The organism is Brevundimonas sp. ZS04, from assembly GCF_001956865.1.
Taxonomy (GTDB): Bacteria; Pseudomonadota; Alphaproteobacteria; order Caulobacterales; family Caulobacteraceae; genus Brevundimonas; species Brevundimonas diminuta.
Genome location: NZ_MTHE01000010.1, coordinates 1 through 16,572, shown reverse-complemented (window position 1 = coordinate 16,572; position 16,572 = coordinate 1). Strand labels below are relative to the sequence as shown.

The 16,572-nt window shown below is 67.1% G+C and carries 6 protein-coding genes and 1 tRNA gene; 4 read left to right on the top strand and 3 right to left on the bottom strand.

What is annotated here, in order from left to right; all coding sequences use genetic code 11:
• Window position 1 precedes the first annotated feature (1 nt).
• The 4 genes from BJP32_RS12650 (at window position 2) to BJP32_RS12635 (ending at window position 3,978) form a co-directional block, all read left to right on the top strand.
• Window positions 2–1,531, top strand: a complete 1,530-nt coding sequence (locus tag BJP32_RS12650; RefSeq protein WP_046654376.1) for an aromatic/alkene/methane monooxygenase hydroxylase/oxygenase subunit alpha — start codon at window positions 2–4, stop codon at window positions 1,529–1,531.
• Window positions 1,532–1,543: 12 nt separating this feature from the next.
• Complete coding sequence (locus BJP32_RS12645) at window positions 1,544–1,891, top strand: phenol hydroxylase subunit P4 (RefSeq protein ID WP_003164238.1); 348 nt, start codon at window positions 1,544–1,546, stop codon at window positions 1,889–1,891.
• Window positions 1,892–1,901: 10 nt separating this feature from the next.
• Window positions 1,902–2,960 carry an NADH:ubiquinone reductase (Na(+)-transporting) subunit F gene (locus BJP32_RS12640; RefSeq protein WP_046654375.1) on the top strand — a complete coding sequence of 353 codons (1,059 nt, stop codon included), beginning with the start codon at window positions 1,902–1,904 and terminating at the stop codon, window positions 2,958–2,960.
• 118 nt (window positions 2,961–3,078) lie between these two features.
• Window positions 3,079–3,978 (top strand): transporter, encoded by a 900-nt coding sequence (locus BJP32_RS12635; RefSeq protein WP_083673994.1) that lies wholly within the window; start codon window positions 3,079–3,081, stop codon window positions 3,976–3,978.
• A gap of 52 nt (window positions 3,979–4,030) precedes the next feature.
• Here BJP32_RS12635 and BJP32_RS12630 read toward each other — a convergent pair whose 3' ends face one another.
• The 3 genes from BJP32_RS12630 to BJP32_RS12620 form a co-directional block, all read right to left on the bottom strand.
• On the bottom strand, window positions 4,031–7,672 hold the full coding sequence (locus tag BJP32_RS12630) for a hypothetical protein (protein ID WP_076224390.1): 3,642 nt from the start codon (window positions 7,670–7,672) through the stop codon (window positions 4,031–4,033).
• On the bottom strand, window positions 7,669–16,122 hold the full coding sequence (locus BJP32_RS12625) for an SdrD B-like domain-containing protein (protein WP_158043313.1): 8,454 nt from the start codon (window positions 16,120–16,122) through the stop codon (window positions 7,669–7,671). The genes BJP32_RS12630 and BJP32_RS12625 overlap by 4 nt, the downstream gene beginning before the upstream one ends.
• 368 nt (window positions 16,123–16,490) lie before the next feature.
• A tRNA-Met gene (locus BJP32_RS12620) sits at window positions 16,491–16,567 on the bottom strand.
• Window positions 16,568–16,572 lie beyond the last annotated feature (5 nt).

The following is a 16,572-nucleotide window of genomic DNA, read 5'->3' as shown; positions in this document are numbered from 1 at the left end:
CATGACACCCCCCCGCAAACTGAGCCTGAAGCAGAAATACGGCGCCTATACGCGCGGTCTGGACTGGGATCCGACCTATCAGAAGGCCGACGACATCTTCCCCTTCGCCAAATACGAGGGGATCAAGATCCACGACTGGGACGCCTGGGAAGACCCCTTCAAGCTGACCATGGACGCCTATTGGAAGTTCCAGGCGGAGAAGGAGCGCAAGCTCTACGCCGTCATCGACTCCATGGCCCAGAACAACGGCCAGCTGGGCATCACCGACGCCCGCTATCTGAACGCGGTCAAGCTGTTCATCCAGGGCGTGACGCCGCTGGAGTATCAGGCGCACCGCCACTTCGCCCACCTGGCGCGGCACCTGCCGGGCGCGGGCCTGCGCGTGGCGGCGCAGATGCAGTCGATCGACGAACTGCGTCACTGCCAGACGCAGATCCACACCATCAGCCACTACAACAAGTATTTCGACGGCATCCACGACTTCACCCACATGCACGACCGCCTGTGGTATCTGTCGGTGCCCAAGTCCTTCTTCGACGACGCGACCAGCGCCGGGCCGTTCGAGTTCATGACGGCGATCAGCTTCGCCTTCGAATACGTCCTGACCAATCTGCTGTTCGTGCCCTTCATGTCGGGCGCGGCCTATAACGGCGACATGGCGACGGTGACGTTCGGCTTCTCGGCCCAGTCGGACGAGAGCCGCCACATGACGCTGGGCCTCGAGGCCGTCCGCTTCCTGCTGGAACAGGACGAGGCCAATGTGCCGATCGTCCAGGGCTGGATCGACAAGTGGTTCTGGCGGGGCTACCGCCTGCTGTCGCTGGTCGGCATGATGATGGACTACATGCTGCCCAAGAAGGTCATGTCCTGGGGCGAGGCGTGGGAGACCTACTATGAGCAGGCGGGCGGCGCCCTGTTCGCCGACCTGGCCCGCTATGGCATCCGCGAGCCGAAATACGCCGACGTCGCCAAGGCCGAAAAGGGCCACATGACGCACCAGGCGTGGGGCATCTTCTACAACTACACCCACGCCGCCGGCATGCACACCTGGGACATCGACGAGGCCCACATGGCCTGGCTGCGCGAGAAGTATCCCGACACCTTCGCCCAGCACTATGAGCCGCGCTATCGCAAGTGGCGCGAGCAGGCTGAGGAAGGAAAGCGCTTCTACAACGACGGCCTGCCCCAGCTGTGTCAGGTCTGCCAGATCCCGATGGCCTTCACCGAGGTCGGCGATCCGAACACCATCAGCTTCCGCGTCTCGGAGCACGGCGGCGACAAGTTCCACACCTGTTCGGACGGCTGCAAGGACATCTTCGACCACGAGCCGGAGAAGTACGCCCAGGCCTGGCTGCCGGTGCACCAGATCTTCCAGGGCAACTGCGGCGGAGCGACCCTGCCCGAGGTGCTGGACTGGTATCACATCAATCAGGGCGCCGATAACATGGACTACGCCGGATCCCCTGAAGAGGCCCAGTGGAACCGCTGGATGGAAGGGCGTCGCCCCGTCGTCCCGGTCGCAGCGGAATAAGGAGGACAGCCCATGGCCACCGCAAGCCTGCACCCCGGCTACACCGGCCCCGTCCGCGACCGGGTCGAAAACTTCAACGGCGCCCAGCTGGTCTATGTCCACTGGGAGGAGCATCTGAACTTCTGCTCGGCGATCACCCTGCCCCTGCCGCCGCAGACGCCCTTCGCCGCCCTGACCGGCGAGATCCTGCCGTCTCTCTATGCGGTGGATCCGGAATGGGCCGAGGTCGACCTGTCCAAGGCCCGCTGGATGTTGGACGGCGCCGACTGGACGCCCGATCCGACCCTGTCGCTGGCCGATCAGGGCGTCGGCCACAAGTCGCTGATCCGCTTCTGGACCGGCCCGTCCGCCACGGCCTGAGGATACGCCGATGCCGACCCTGACCATCGAACCGATCGGCGAGACCGTTGAGGTCGCGCCCGGTCAGACCCTGCTGGACGCCTGCCTTCGGGCCGGCGTCTGGCTGCCCCACGCCTGCGGCCACGGCCTGTGCGGCACCTGCAAGGTCGAGGTGCTGGAAGGCGAAGTCGATCACGGCGGAGCCTCCCCCTTCGCCCTGATGGATTTCGAGCGTGACGACGGCAAGACCCTGGCCTGCAGCGCCATGCTGCTGAGCGACACGGTCATCGAGGCCGACGTCGATGAGGACGAAGACGCCCGACGCATCACCGTCGACGACTATGTCGGCCTGGTCGAGCGTCGCGAGATGATCACGCCGGACATCATGGCCCTGTGGCTGCGTCTGGACGGCGCGGGGATCGACTTTCAGGCGGGCCAGTACGTCAACCTGCGCCTGCCGGGCATAGAGGGCGCCCGCGCCTTCTCCATCGCCAGCAGCCCGGCCGAGCCGAACCTAATCGAACTGCACGTCCGCCGCGTGCCCGGCGGCGCCGGCACCGCCTGGCTGCACGACGAACTGAAGACCGGCGACCGGCTGGCGTTCACCGGGCCGATGGGCCGCTTCTACGTCCGCCGCTCGGCCGAGAAGCCGCTGATCTTCCTGGCGGGCGGCTCGGGCCTGTCCAGTCCCAAGGGCATGATCCTGGACCTGCTGGAACAGGGCTATTCCGAGCCGATCACCCTGCTGCACGGCGGACGGCGCCCGTGCGACCTGCATTTCGGCGACCTGTTCCGTCGGCTGGAGGCCGAGCACGACAACTTCCGCTATGTCCCCGCCGTCTCCCAGCTCGAGGCCGACGACGTCTGGGACGGCGAGGTGGGATACGTCCATGAAGCGGCCGAACGGCTGTTCGAAGGACGGTTCAGCGGCTGTCAGGCCTACCTGTGCGGGCCGCCGCCGATGATTGAGGCGGGCGTCACCGCCCTGATGAAGGGCCGCCTGTTCGAGCGGGACATCTTCATGGAACGGTTCCTGACGGCGGGCGACGCCGAGGCGACGGCGCGCTCGCCCCTGTTCCGCAAGATCTGACGCCGAAACGCCGCGTCTGAGGGGGCGCGGCTCAACCCAAAACCGAGCGGGTTTCCTACCGGCGCATTTGCGCCGGTAGGCGGCCTGCGCCCGAGAATATCCAAGGGAGGGAACGACAATGAAGACACTGAAAATCACCACCCCCGTGATGGCCGCAGGCCTGGCCATCGGGATCGCAGGCGCCGCCCAGGCAGGTGAGACCCGAGGCACGGCCTACGCCGATGGCGCAGAATCCCTGGGCGTGGCGCAACTGCCGCCGCCGGGAACCTATCTGCTGACCTACACCAACTATTACACCGCCGACCGCCTGAACGACGGCGACGGCGACAACCTTGTCCCAGACTTCTCGCTCAACGCCTTCGCCAACATCGCCCGCGTGGTCCACGTCAGCGACAAGACCTTCCTGGGCGCCACGGTCGCCGCCCACGCCCTGATCCCTGTCGTCAATCTGGACGTGAAGGCGGGCGGTCAGAGCCAGAGTAATTTCGGCCTAGGCGACATCATCGTCAGCCCCCTGGTGCTGGGCTGGAAGAAGGGCGACTGGAACCTGGTCGCCACGGTCGACACCTTCATCCCCACCGGCGACTACAAGGCAGGCGATCTGGCCAACATCGGCCGTAACTACTGGACGTTCGAGCCGGTCTTCGCCGCCACCTACGCCCAGCCCGGCGGCGGGTGGGAAGCCTCGGCCAAGGTGATGTACGACTTCAACACCACCAATGACGACACCGACTACAGGTCGGGCCAAAGCCTGCACACCGACGCGGCGGTGGCCTACACCACCGGCAAGCTGACGCTGGGCCTGACCGGCTACTATTACCGCCAGACCACCGACGACAAGATCGGCGGCGCCCGCATCGGCCCCGACGGCGTGCGCGGCGAAGCCTTCGCCCTCGGCCCCCTGGTCCGCTACGTCGTCGGCAACGTCCCCGTCACCGCCCAGTGGCAGCACGAGTTCCACGCCGAAAATCGTCCCCAGGGCGACAAGTTCTGGGTCAAGGCGGCCTTCCGCTTCTGACAACGCCCCCGGAACGGAAGCCTGCGCTTCCGCTCCGGGCGACCCTATCGCCTCAGAACTTGCCGATCAGGTTTACGAACCAACCGCGTTCGTCATAGCTGAGGTCGCCCAGATCATCGGAATAGTCGGTGAAGTTGTAGCCTAGGCCCAGCTTCACGTGATCGCCGAAATGGCGATAGACCCCGACCAAAGCGCCCAGACGGCTGTCGTGAGCCTCCTTGATCGACAGCTCGCGCACCTCGACCAGGACGTCCCAGCGGCGGACGATCTGATAGTCGGCGCGCACGGCCCAGAAGACCGCCTCGCTGTCGAACCAGGGCGCGCTTTCATCACGCGAGGCGCGCAGTTCGCCCAGACGCCAGGCGACCTTGACCCCGACCGCCAGACGCGGCGTGACCTGATAGGTGCCGTCGATCGCGGCGATGTGGCTGCGCTGGGCGTAGTCCAGCGACTGACCCAGGGCGTCCACCTGAGCCGGCGACGGCAGGTCGGCCAGATAGGTGTACTTGGTCAGCAGGTTCAGCCGGTCGTTGTCGACCGGGCGATAGGCCCCGGCCAGCGCCAGCTCATAGTAGTCGGCGTTCATCGCCATCGCCTGATCAGAGTTGGACAGGGAGATGTTGGCCTTGGCGAACAGGCGCAGCGACGGCGTGGCCTTGTAAGTGACCTGGTTGCGGGTGGCGACCGTGGTGCGCTCGCCGACCGTGTCGCCCTCGTCCTTGCGGTACTCCAGCGCCGAGGCCCAGCGCAGGCGGTCGCTGCCATAGTCGGCAGTGGCGCCGATGGCCATGCGGTCGATCTCCTGACCCAGGGCGTCCGCCAGAGAGCCGGTCTCGTAGCGCGCGCCGAAGGTCCAGGCCTCGATGGGGCTGAAGTCCACGCCATAGGCCTGGGTCCAGCCGGTCGGGCCGTCCCCGTGGTCATAGCGCTGCTCGGCGAAGACGTTGGTCTTCTCGCCCATCTGCTGACGCGCGCCGCCGGTCAGGCGGCCCAGACGCCCGCCGGTCATGGCGTCGGGGTTCTCGCCGGCCAGGGCGTAGCCCAGATAGAGGCTGCCGCGATCCGTCATGGCGAAGTCGGCCCGCACATCGGCGCCGAAGTCCATGTCGCCGTCCGAGACCTCGCCCTTGAACCTGAGCCGGTCGTGGACCTGATATTCGCCGCCGAGGCCGAAGCGGTCGTTCGATTCCCGGCCACCGTCGTGGTCCAGCGTCGCCTGGGCAAAGGTCCAGACGGCCCAGGGGGCGTCGCGCTGTTCGACGTTCGGGGTCTCAGGGTTCGGCGTGTGGCGGTAGCCGACCGAGACGGCCGCGTCGGTCCGCGTGCCCTCGCTAGGCGGCGGCACGTACAGCGGGCTGTAGGGCGTGCGCTGGCCCTGCTGCTTGTCCGAACGGACGCCGATCGAGCCGAACCAGCCCGCCGCCGTTTCGCGACGCAGGCCGACCTCGACCGCGTGGCGCTCGGTCAGGCGGCCATCGGTGACGTCGCCCTTGGCCTGAAGGCGAACCGTGTCGCTGAGCGCCATGTCGAAGACGCCGCCGTACTGATCCAAGGTCTCGCCAAAGGTCAGCTCGCCGGGGGCCGAGAAGCCGGCCTCGCGCGTCTTCCAGTAGCCGCCGAAGCGCCCGTCGCGCTCCAGTCCCAGTTCGTCCAGCTGACCGGCGAAGGTCAGGCTGACGGCGTTGGCCTTGTCCGCCTCGGTCTGGACCTTGGTGAAGTCATAGCCGCCGGTGGACGACAGGAAGGCGCCGTCGCCGGGCCCGTCGGCCTGGGCGAACTCCAGCTTCACGAAGCTGTTGGGCGCGTGCTGGTACAGCAGGTCGGCGCCGAACAGATCCTGCGACGCCTGATCCTCGCCCTGGTGATAGGCGCTGCCCGCCACGCGAAGACGATCGTTCAGCCAGTGCTGCGCCCGGCCGCCCGTGGTGAAGGCCTCAGGACGGGTCAGGCCCGGCGAGTACTCATAAGTGGCCACCACCCAGACCGGGTTCCCAGCCAGCGACGACTGGGACACGAAGCTATTCGCATCCGCCGTCATCGGCGGCGGGTTGCGCATGACGACCCGGCCCTGAAGGTAGTTCACCTCATAGTCGCGGGCGGCGATCAGTTCCTGACGCTCCAGCACCAGGCCGGAATCCTTGTCGCGAACTTCCAGGAAGACCCGCTCCGAGCCCGGCGCGATGTCGCGGTTGCGGAAGAAGTAGACCGAACCCCCGGTCGAGGCGAAGTCCTCACGGCTGGCCACTGTGCCGGGGTCGGCGGCGAAGGCGGTGACCTCGGTGCGACGCTCGCCGGTCGCGGTCACCGCATCGCTGCGCCAGTCCAAATTGGCGCCGTAGAGGGTCCGCTGGTGACGGATCAGCTCATTACCGCCCAGACGACTCTGGAACACGCCCCACATGGCGTCGGTGTTCTCATTCTCGGCCCGCACATAGAAGCGGCCATAGGTCGGGGCGTCCTCGACCGTGACCGAGTCGTCGCCATAGACCGGATAGTGCATCTCCGGGTCGATGCGGCGCAGCAGCGAGCGCGGGTCTTTTTCCAGGAAGCCGTCGAACAGGCTCTTCAGCGGCTGCTCGCCGGTGTCGGCCGAGGCCGTCAGGCGCCAGCCGTTCTTCACCACGCCCTTGAAGTAGAAGGCCAGACGGCCGTCGACGAAGTCGTTGCGGTGATCGCCCGCATCGCCCAGCAGTTCATGCTTGGCGGCGTCGAAGCTGCGGCTGCCCGCCGTGATGTCGGCGATGCCGACGAAGAAGCGGTCGGTGCGCGGCAGGACGATCTCGCGCACCAGATCGACCGGGGCCTGACCGGGACGCGCCACCTGAACGGCGACGGCGGCGGTGTCGGCAGGGACGATCTGCTGGACCATGAAGCGGCCCGTGCGGTCGACCGGAACCACGGTCCCGAAGGCGGTGACGCGGGTTGCAACGTCCTCGACCTCGCCGCTGATAGTGACGGCGGCGCCCTTGACCGAGATGGCGTCGACGACGCGCATGTTCTCAAACAGAGGCCCTGCATGTATGTCCGGCTTGGCGACATTAACCGCATGGGTCACGTCCAGCGTCAGGGCCGAAGTCTGGTCGTAGCGTCCTTCGGCGTCATAGACGCGCAACACATAGCGATAGCGATGCTCGCCCGGCTGATCCCGCTCGGTCGTCCACAGCACCGGCTCGCCTAGACGCGCCGGAATGACGGTCAGAGGCGTGGCCTCGACGCTCTGATCAGCGCGGAAGATGCGAACCTCGGCACGGTCGATATAGGCCGCATAGTTGCTGAGGGTGAAGAAGCGCACGGCGTCGCCGGCGCGGATCACCGGCTGGTCGGCGACGATGCTTAGGACCGGACGCACGTCAAAGGCCGTGGCCTGAACCCGCACGTCTGCTTCAGCCAGGGCCATGTCCTGACGGCGCTGGCGATCGGCGCGCAGATCGTCGCCGCCCTCCCCTTCCCCGTCGATGCTGACGCGGAACGGCCCGGCCGCCCCGCGATCCGCCGCTTCCAGGTTGGAGCCGACGCCGCGACGCTCCAGCGCCGCATCGTCCGCCACCGGGCCGCAGGGGCGGTCGGTGTCGCGTCCGCAATAGACCTGACGGTCATTGGCGGCGGCGTCCTGGGCTTGAACACCCGTCGCGAGGGCGATGGCTGATTCGCCCATCAGCAGGGCGGTCAGCAGCTTGTTCGACGCGCCGATCATTGCACGCCTCCCTCACGAGGGGTGGACAGGACGACGGTCTCCTCTTCGACGACCAGTCGGTAGCGGCCGCGCTCGTCGTTCCAGCGGTCCTGGAGGCGACGACGGACCTGGGCCACGCGGTCCTTGATCAGGTCCGCGCTTTCACCTTGCGAGGCATAGGCCAGACGTAGGACCGAGGGACGCTCGGCCAGGGTCGCGATCAGGCCCTCGAACTGCTGCGCGAACTCCGGACGCAGGGTCTCGCCGTCGAAGGCCTCGCCGTTGAGGTCCAGACGGACCACGCGGTGCAGGCCGGCTCCGAAGTTCAGGCGGGCGAACTTGCCGCGCGTCAGGCGCACCGTTTCCGGGTTGCCCGAGGTGACGCGGTAGCCCGTCGGCAGGGTCCGGTCGTCCAGCTTCACGATGAAGTTGGAGCCGCGGTCCTCGTTCGGGATCATCGGGCAGGTGATGTGATACCGGCCCTCGGCGTCCGTGGTGATCAGCAGACCGCGCGCGGTCGCCAGACGCACCCCCGGCAGACCCGGTTCGCCGTCGTCCTGAACGCCATTGCCGTTCCGGTCGTCGAAGACCTTGCCCAGAATGTCGGTGCAGTCGAAGTCCGGATCAGGAATCATCCGCACCGTGGCCTCGGCCAGGTTGGAGATGACCTGATCGACGATCGGGTTCACCGCAAAGGCGACGTTGGTGTGCTCGCCCTCGACCACGCCCGAACCGACCACCAGGATTAGCTCCAGACGCTTGGTCTCGCCCGCCGCGAAGGTCAGGTCGTTCCAGGTCAGCAGGCGGCCGTTCTGGATCGGCTCAACCGCCGCGCCGTCGATGCGGGCGCTGCCCTCGCGATAGCGGAAGCCGGCCGGCGTGCGATCCGTCAAAGTCACGCCCGGCACCGTCCCGGCCAGCGTATTGCGGGCCGTGATGACGTAAGGGACCAGACCGCCGCGCACGACGTTGACCATCGGGGTCGTCTTGGTGACTTCGATCGCCCCCTCCAGGATCGGGTCCAGAGGAATGTTGTTGTTGACGACATTGGCCGAGACGCCCGGCGTCAGGTTCAGCGACAGGACATAGCCGGTCGTCATCGTGCCGGTGGCGCAGTTCTCAACTGTGCCCGCCGGCGGCGGCCCGTTGCTGGTCGAGACCAGCATGGGGTCCGGCGTCGCATGGACCGTCAGCGGCCCGACGCATGGCGGCAGGATGCTGGACGGCTGGATCGGGTTGTAGCTGCCATTGGGCGGCGTCACAGACAGGGTGTAGACGCCTGCCGGAGCCGCATTAAGCAGTTGGAAGTAATACAACCCGAGGACGTCGACGGTCTGGCGCGCGGAGCCCGAGCCGCCCAGCAGATGATGGGCCGGATCGAAGCCGGCGGGACCGTTGATCTCGACCACCGCGCCCTGCACCGGGGTCCGGCGGACAGCGTCATAGACGACGCCCCAGGGATCCAGCGGCAAGGACTGCTGCGGGACGGTGGCGCCGGGCTGCAGAGTAACGCCCGTCAGTTCACGGTCCTTCAGCGTGGCGCCGCCCGCGTTCGAGGCCGAGACGACGCCGTCGACGAAGGTCGCGCCGGTCTCGTTCGGACGTGCGCCGCCGTAGGCCGCATTGTTCTGCGGATGGCGGAAGCGAACCGCATAGCCCGAACCCGGCGCCACGCCGGTGAAGGCGTAGCCGCCGTCGGCGCCGGTACGGACCGTGACCATCAGCACGTCATTCAGGAATAGCTCCACGGTCCAGTCGGACTGAGGGGCCTCGCCGCCGCCGCGTGCGCGGTCATGGTCGGCGTCCATCCAGACCGAGCCGGAGATGGCCGCATCCGCGCCGCGCTCGCCGAACAGATAGCCGGTCGCCTCGGCTGCGGGAGCCAGGACGATGCCGGAGATGACGTCGCCGCCGTCCGACAGACCGCCGGACGTGCCGGGCGTGTCGAGACCGTCGTCATAGCCATCCGGCTGGGTCTCCGTGACCGTATAGGCGCCGCCCGGCAGATCGGTGAAGCGATAGGCTCCATCGGGCCCCGAGACGACTGTGCGGGTGACGCTTTCGCCGCGCGCATCCGTTCCCGTCAGCGTCAGGGTGACGCCGCCGATTACAGGTTCGTTCGCGTCGTGGACGCCGTTGTTGTTGGTGTCGTTGTAGGTCAGACCCGACAGCGAACCGGTCCGCTCGCCGAAGTCGACGGTCGGAGGCGTCTGGTCGGGGCGGATGGTCACAGGCACGCGATTGGAGGGGTTCTCCGGTCCCTCGCCGTAACCTTCCGGCTGAATCTCGACCACGACGTAGTCGCCGCCGCGAATGTCGCCGAAGCTGTAGGAGCCGTCCGGGCCCGTGGTCGTCGTGGCCACCAGTTCGCCCGAAGGCTTGCGCAGTTCGACCACCACGCCTTCCAGAGGACGGTCCCCAGGCCCGTTGGAGCCGTCCAGGTTCACGTCCACATAGACCGTGCCGTTCAACCCCTGCCCCCGCTCGCCGAAGGCGTAGTCGGTCGCGTCCACGCCCGTCGGAAGGACGATGTTGTGGATACGATCGCCGTCGACCTCGACCAGACCGCCGACCGAGCCCGCGCTATCGCGACCGTCAGCGAAGCCTTCAGGCTGGGCCTCCGTCAGTTGGTAGTTTCCAGCTAGCAGGTCGTCGATGCGCCACTCGCCCGTCGCGCCCGTCGTCGCCGTGCGCGTGACCGATTCACCGGCCGCGTCCGTCCCCGTCAGGGTCACGATCACGCCCGCGATCGAGGCCTCGCCCGCCTGGCGCACGCCGTCGTCATTGGCGTCGACGAAGACATGGCCCGCGATGCTGCTGACGGTCTCGCCGAAGTCCACGACCTGGGCGGCGCCCGGCGTCAGATTCACCGCCACCTCATTGGGCGTCGAGGAGCCGTAGCCGTCAGGCTGGACCTCGCGGACCGTGTAGTCGCCGCCGGGCAGGTCGACGAAGCTGTAGGTTCCGTCCGGTCCGGTCGTCGTCGTGGCGATGACCACGCCGTCCTTGACCAGTTCGATCGTCACGCCGGGAATCGGAGGCTCGCCGCCGCCGTTCACGCCGTCACGCTGCGGATCCTTGTAGACCGTGCCGGTGATCACCACAGCGCGTTCGCCGAAGACATAGTCCACGCCCTTCTGGCCAGCCTCCAGGGAGATGGCGGTGATGGCGTTGGCCGCCGCAGAGGCGTCGAACACCGTATTGGGCGCCACGCCGCCGACGCTGCCCACGCCTTCACGGCCGTCGGCGAACTGGGTCGGCTGGCTTTCCGTCAGGGCGTAGGTTCCCTTCGGCAGATCATCGAACCGATAGGCGCCGCCCGCGTCTGTAACGACGACGCAGGTCTGGGTCGGGTCGAGCGCCGCGCGCCAGGCGCAGATGTCCTGACCGTCCGCCGTCACGCCCGACAGGGTGACGGTCACGCCCGACACGGCGGTCTCGCCGGGTTGGCGCGCGCCGTCGTCATTGGCGTCGATGAAGACGCCGCCGGCCAGCGAGCCCGGCAGTTCGCCGAAGGCGTAGTTGGCCCCTAGGCCGCCGGTCGGCAGGACGATGCCGCGGATGACGTCGTTTCCGACCTCGCCGCCGACACTGCCCACGCCTTCCTGACCATCGAAGAAGTTCGACAGGGGCGGCGTGTTCTGGGCCTGCTCGGTCAGGGTGTAGCCGGTCGCGTCCGACCCCGGAACGCCTAGGAAGATAAAGCCGCCCGTCGCATCGGTGACGGCCGTGCAGTCAGCCAGATCGCAGACGTTCTGACCGTTCGCCGTCGCGCCCGACAGAGTCATGGTCACGCCCGGAATCCCGGCCTCGCCCGCATCGCGGACGCCGCTGGCGTCGCGATCGATATAGACATAGCCGCTCAGCCCCTGGCCCGTGCCGCCGAAGTCATAGTTGGAGGCGGTCGAACCGGCGAACACGACGATGTCGCTGATGCCGACGGCCGTCAGGCCGGGCGAGGCCGCATTCGGTCCCGCCACTCCGTTCGACGTCCCGCCCAGGGCGCCGACATAGGCGCCCGTATGGGTCAGACCCGGCGCGGGCGTGATCGCCAGCTGATAGTCGCCGGGACGCAGCACCTGGCAAATCGGCGAGGCGTCCGCTGCGTTCGGGAAGCGGTACAGGCCCGTGGCCGTGGTGGTGATGGAGCAATCCACCGCCTGCCCCAGGTCGTTAGTCCCGCTCAGTCGGACGATCGCTCCGGCCAGGCCGGTCGTTTCCGTCGTCGCGCGCGTGGCGTCGGCGTCCGGGTCGAGGAAGACCATGCCGCCCAGCGTCGAGGTCGGCAATTCGCCGAAGTTGCGCCCGGTCAGATTCGAGCCCGGCGCCACCAGGCCGATGTCGAAGCCTTCCGGCGCCGTACGGCCGCTGGAGCCGGGGATCACGGCGTTCCCGCCGTTGGCGTCCAGACCGTCAGACGCGCCATTGGGCTGGATCAGCTGCGTGATCGTGTACTCCGCCGCACCCGAAGGCGGCACGGAGTTGAAGACGTAATGACCGTCGGCGTCGACCGACGCGGTCAGATTCACCGCCCCGCCCGCATAGTCAGCGCCCGTCAGACGGATATGGGGCGTCGAGGCGAAGTCGCCGGGCGCGAAACCCGCCTCGCCCGCGTCGCGCAGACCGTTATTGTTCACGTCGCGATAGACGTAGCCCGACACGCGCGCAGCGCCGATCTCCTGGAACAGATATCCCGTCGCCTGTGTGACGGCGGGCAGGTTAATGTCCGCGATGACGTTGGTCGCCGGCGTGCTGCCGTAGGCGGCGTTGTTCACCACGCCCCCCGCCGAGCCGACGGTCTCATTGCGGTCGAACACGCCGGCGGGCTGGGTCTCCACGATCTGGTAGACGCCTTCAGGCAGGCGATCGAAGACGAAGGCGCCCGTCGCGTTCGTATCCGTGGCGCGCGCCGTGACGGCGTTGCCGAAGGCATCGGTCCCGGTCAGCGTCAGGCGGACTCCGCCCATGCCTTCGCCGCTGTCGACCACATCGTTCAGATTGTCGTCGCGATAAACCACGCCCGCGATCGAGGACTGGGCGACACGGGTCGTCTCGGTCTTGGAGTTGTTGTTGGGATCGGTGTCGCGGCTGATCTCCACGCCATCGCCGTCCCGCCCAGGAGCGATGCGAGCCGTATTGGTCAGGTCCGTATCCAGCGCGCCGGCGTAGGGATAGGCCGCCTTAGCGAACACAGTCAGGGTCACGACGTCGCCGTTGCCGGGGAACAGGCCGTCCAGCACGCACAGGACGGTGCTCGTGCCCGAGCAATTCATCGCCGAAACGGCCGCCGAACCGCTGGTCATGACGGTCTCGCCTCCCACACGGGTCCAGCCGCTGGGCAATTGGTCGGTGACGCGCACCTGGGTCGTCGGCGAGACGCCGTTGTTGCGCACCACGATGCGATACTCGACCGGCTGGTTGATCTGAACCGGGGAATCCGTGACGCGGGTCTTGCTGACGACCTCAAGGTCCGTCGCAGGCAGGACCGTCGTCGTCTGAACCGCCGTATTGTTGGCCAGCTCGCGGTCGGCCTGGCTCACCGTCGTATTGTCCTGCTCCAGCGACACGATCTCGGCGCTGTTGGAGAAGGTCATGGGCCCGGTCGGCGCCGGACCCGTCACCGCCATATGCAGGCGGAAAACGACCTGGCGACGCTCGTCCAGATAGTTCAACGCCGGATCGGTCCCGTGCAGGCGGCATTCGATGTTGGCGCCGACCGTCACGCAGGCCGGAGCCGGGGGCGTGTAAAGGGTCAGGCCGCTGTTGGCGCCCACAGGGTTCACCTCGAACCGCGACAGGCTCATCGTGTAGCCGGCCGGCGGCGCGGGAATGTCCGTAATGACGATATTGCCCGCGCGCGAGGGGCCGAAGTTGGAGGCGCGCAGGTCATAGACCAGCTCCGAGCCGAAAGGCATCGGATCAAAGGCGGCGCTCGGCTCCTGCTTGGTGATGGCCAGATCCATAATCGGAGCGGACACGTCGTGAGGCAGTTCCACGCTGTTGTTGCTCGTGTTCGATTCCGTCGTGGTCGTCGTCACCGTCGCCGTGTTGACGTGACTGATCGGGAAGCCGGAGGTAGCGCCGCCGAAGGGGAAGCGGGCCCGGACCTCCTGCCTGATCTGATAGGTCTGGCCGCGGTTGATCGTCCCCATGTCACAGGTGATCTCGCCGTTCGCATCGGTCTTGACGCACGTGGCCCCGCTCTTGGTCGTGGTCGGCGGCCCGATCAGTTCAAACCGCGCCGGATCGATGACGTCCTTGACCACCACGCTCGCGGCCGGGTTCGGCCCCAGGCCGCGGACGCTGATGGTGTAGGTCGCCACCACGCCCACCTGCGCCGGGTTGGGCGCGATGGTCTTGGCGTTCAGGGTGATGTCCGTGATCGGCGCGATGTCATAGGCGGCCGTCGACTGGTTGTTCGCCAGATTGAGCTCAGTCGTGTCCGGCGACGTCACGCGGGCGACGTTGTCGAAGCGGCCGCTTTCAACCGGTCGACCGATGCGCACCACGGCGCTTTCGCTCCCGCCAGCGGCCAGGTCGGTCACGGTCCAACTGATACGGCCGTTCGAGGCCGTATAGGCGGGCGCGCCCAGCGACGCCGAAGCCACGCCGAAGCCCGTGATAAAGCCGCCGCCATTGATGAAGTTCGGCAGGTCGTCGGTGACGACCACGGTGCGCGCGACATCGCCGCCCAGGTTGCTGACCGTGAAGCGAATATAGAAGGCGTTGTCCGTGACGGCGACCGGCAGGTCCGGCGTCTGTGACCACGGGCCTGTAGGACTGAGGCCGACCTCCTTGACGATCGACAGGTCAGCGGCGTTCGGCGTCGAGCGCGAACCCGCCGTGGCGCAGTCATTATCGACATTGGGGTCTGAGGGCGTGGCCGTCGAGCCTCCCGTCGCGCCCGTGCAAGCGCGGTTAGATAGGTCCAGGTCGATGCCGCTGCCCGCCCTCGTCTTCAGCGACAGAGCGGCGTCCGCCCCCACCGCCAGAGATCCCGGCCCCGCCAGTTCACAGACGATCTCAAGACCGGTCTGCGAGCAGACCCAAGGCGCATCCGCTGACACATAGGTCTCATCCGCCGTTACCGTGTCGGTGATCCGGAGCGGGTTGGCGGGACTATAGTTAAGGACAGACGGCCCGTTGTTGCGGACGCTGATGGCGCTGGTCATGATCTCGCCGGCGGCCACAGGGTTCGGCCCCTTGGTCTTGGCGATGCTCAGATCCGAGCTCGGCTCGGCGATGCGATAGTCGGCGCTGGCCGTGTCGTTGCCGCCCACAGGATCCGTCACCCCGGCTGGCGGCGTCACCTTGACCGAATTGACGACCGAGCCCGACGTCGCGGCGATCGCGGTCACGGGAATCTGGAAATTCTGGCCCTGGCCGACAGACAGGCCGCCCGCGACGCAGGTGACCGTCTGCCCCACGGCCGAACAGCCGGCGGGAAGCGAGCCGATCCCGAACTCCGGCGCGATCTCATCGACGATCAGCGCACCGGTCATCGTCAACGGTCCCAGGTTTCGCACGCCTAAGGTGATGGTCGTGCTGTCGCCCCGGATAATGGTCGACGCCATGGACTTTTGCGCAACGAGGTCCGCGCCCGGTTCAATCGTCGTGATGACCGGAGGCGCAGTGTTGTCGTTCGGCGCCGGGTCCAAAACCGTCGGGCTGGTCAGCTCGACGAAGGCGTTGTTGGTGATTGTGCCGCCGCTCGCCAGCACCCGCCCCGTCACCTTCACCGGCGGCAACGCCCCCATGGTCGCCGGTCCGGTGTAGTCGCACGTCACGATTCCGGCGGAGTGGCCGCAGGTCCAGTGGCTGCCGCTAGCGGACATGAATTCGAAATCGCTGGCCGCCGGCAGGTTGTCGATCAGCCGAATGGCGCCGGTGGCGTCCGGGCCGCTGTTCGTGACGTTGAGGGTGTAGGTCAGGATTCCGCCGCCGGGGATAGAGCCGTCCGGCTCCCCGTCGTCCTTGAGGACAGAGAGATCCGCCCCCGCCTGAACCGCTGGCGAGACCACGAGCGTGTCGTTGAGCGGGTTGCTGTCGACATTGGTGTCGCTGGCGATCGTCGCCGTGGACGTGCGCGATCCCGTCGCCACCGCGTCAGCGGCAAAGCCGAAGCTGAAATCCCCAGCCGCCAGAGTCGGCAAGGCGCACGTCAGCGTCTGGCTCCCGACAGCACCCGTCAGGCCGCAATAGGACGGCAGATCGCCCGGCCACACCACGAAGTGCGCGGGGACCACGACGGTCACGACAGCGTCGTCGACCGAACCCGGCCCATTGTTCGTCACGCGTATGGTGAAGCTAGTCTGCGCGCCGTTCGCTACGGGATCGGGCGACCAGGTGTAGTCGGAAACCTGAAGATCCGCCGCCGCCGCAACGCCGGCCGCCCCCATCAAGGCCAGAGGCGCCAGGATCCGCGCCATGCGCAGCGCCACGCGCTTGAAGGAGTTCAACAGTTGCAACACGTCTCGGCTCTCCCGTTCGACAGGAAAATCGGAGAGCGATCCAGTACGACCATGCAGCATTGCGCTGGGCACATGGAGGAGCCCAGCTTGCGAACCGGCTTTCGCCGCCCCGCGCCACCATTGCGCTTCATCGCCCCCGACAGGTCGAATGAGCCGCCCTGTTAGCGCCAAACGACGTCCACGGCCACGCTTGAACTTTAATTAAGTTATTGATTTCATATAGATTTACACTCTTTCGCTCGATCCGTTCTGTTTGATGCGGATAGCGGCACGGCGGTCACCAATGAGGCCCGCAGATCATCGCCGACTTGTTTTCGGCGCAAACAGCAGAAAGCCCCGGAGCTTTTGGCTACGGGGCTTTGTAAGCTTGGGTGCGGGAGCAGGATTTGAACCTGCGACCTTCAGGTTATGAGCCTGACGAGCTACCGGGCTGCTCCATCCCGCGGCAAG

Excerpts from the sequence above, each read along its gene's own strand:
- BJP32_RS12630 (WP_076224390.1), bottom strand. The coding sequence starts at position 7,672 with ATGATCGGCGCGTCGAACAAGCTGCTGACCGCCCTGCTGATGGGCGAA.
- BJP32_RS12635 (WP_083673994.1), top strand. The coding sequence starts at position 3,079 with ATGAAGACACTGAAAATCACCACCCCCGTGATGGCCGCAGGCCTGGCC.
- BJP32_RS12650 (WP_046654376.1), top strand. The coding sequence starts at position 2 with ATGACACCCCCCCGCAAACTGAGCCTGAAGCAGAAATACGGCGCCTAT.
- BJP32_RS12640 (WP_046654375.1), top strand. The coding sequence starts at position 1,902 with ATGCCGACCCTGACCATCGAACCGATCGGCGAGACCGTTGAGGTCGCG.
- BJP32_RS12645 (WP_003164238.1), top strand. The coding sequence starts at position 1,544 with ATGGCCACCGCAAGCCTGCACCCCGGCTACACCGGCCCCGTCCGCGAC.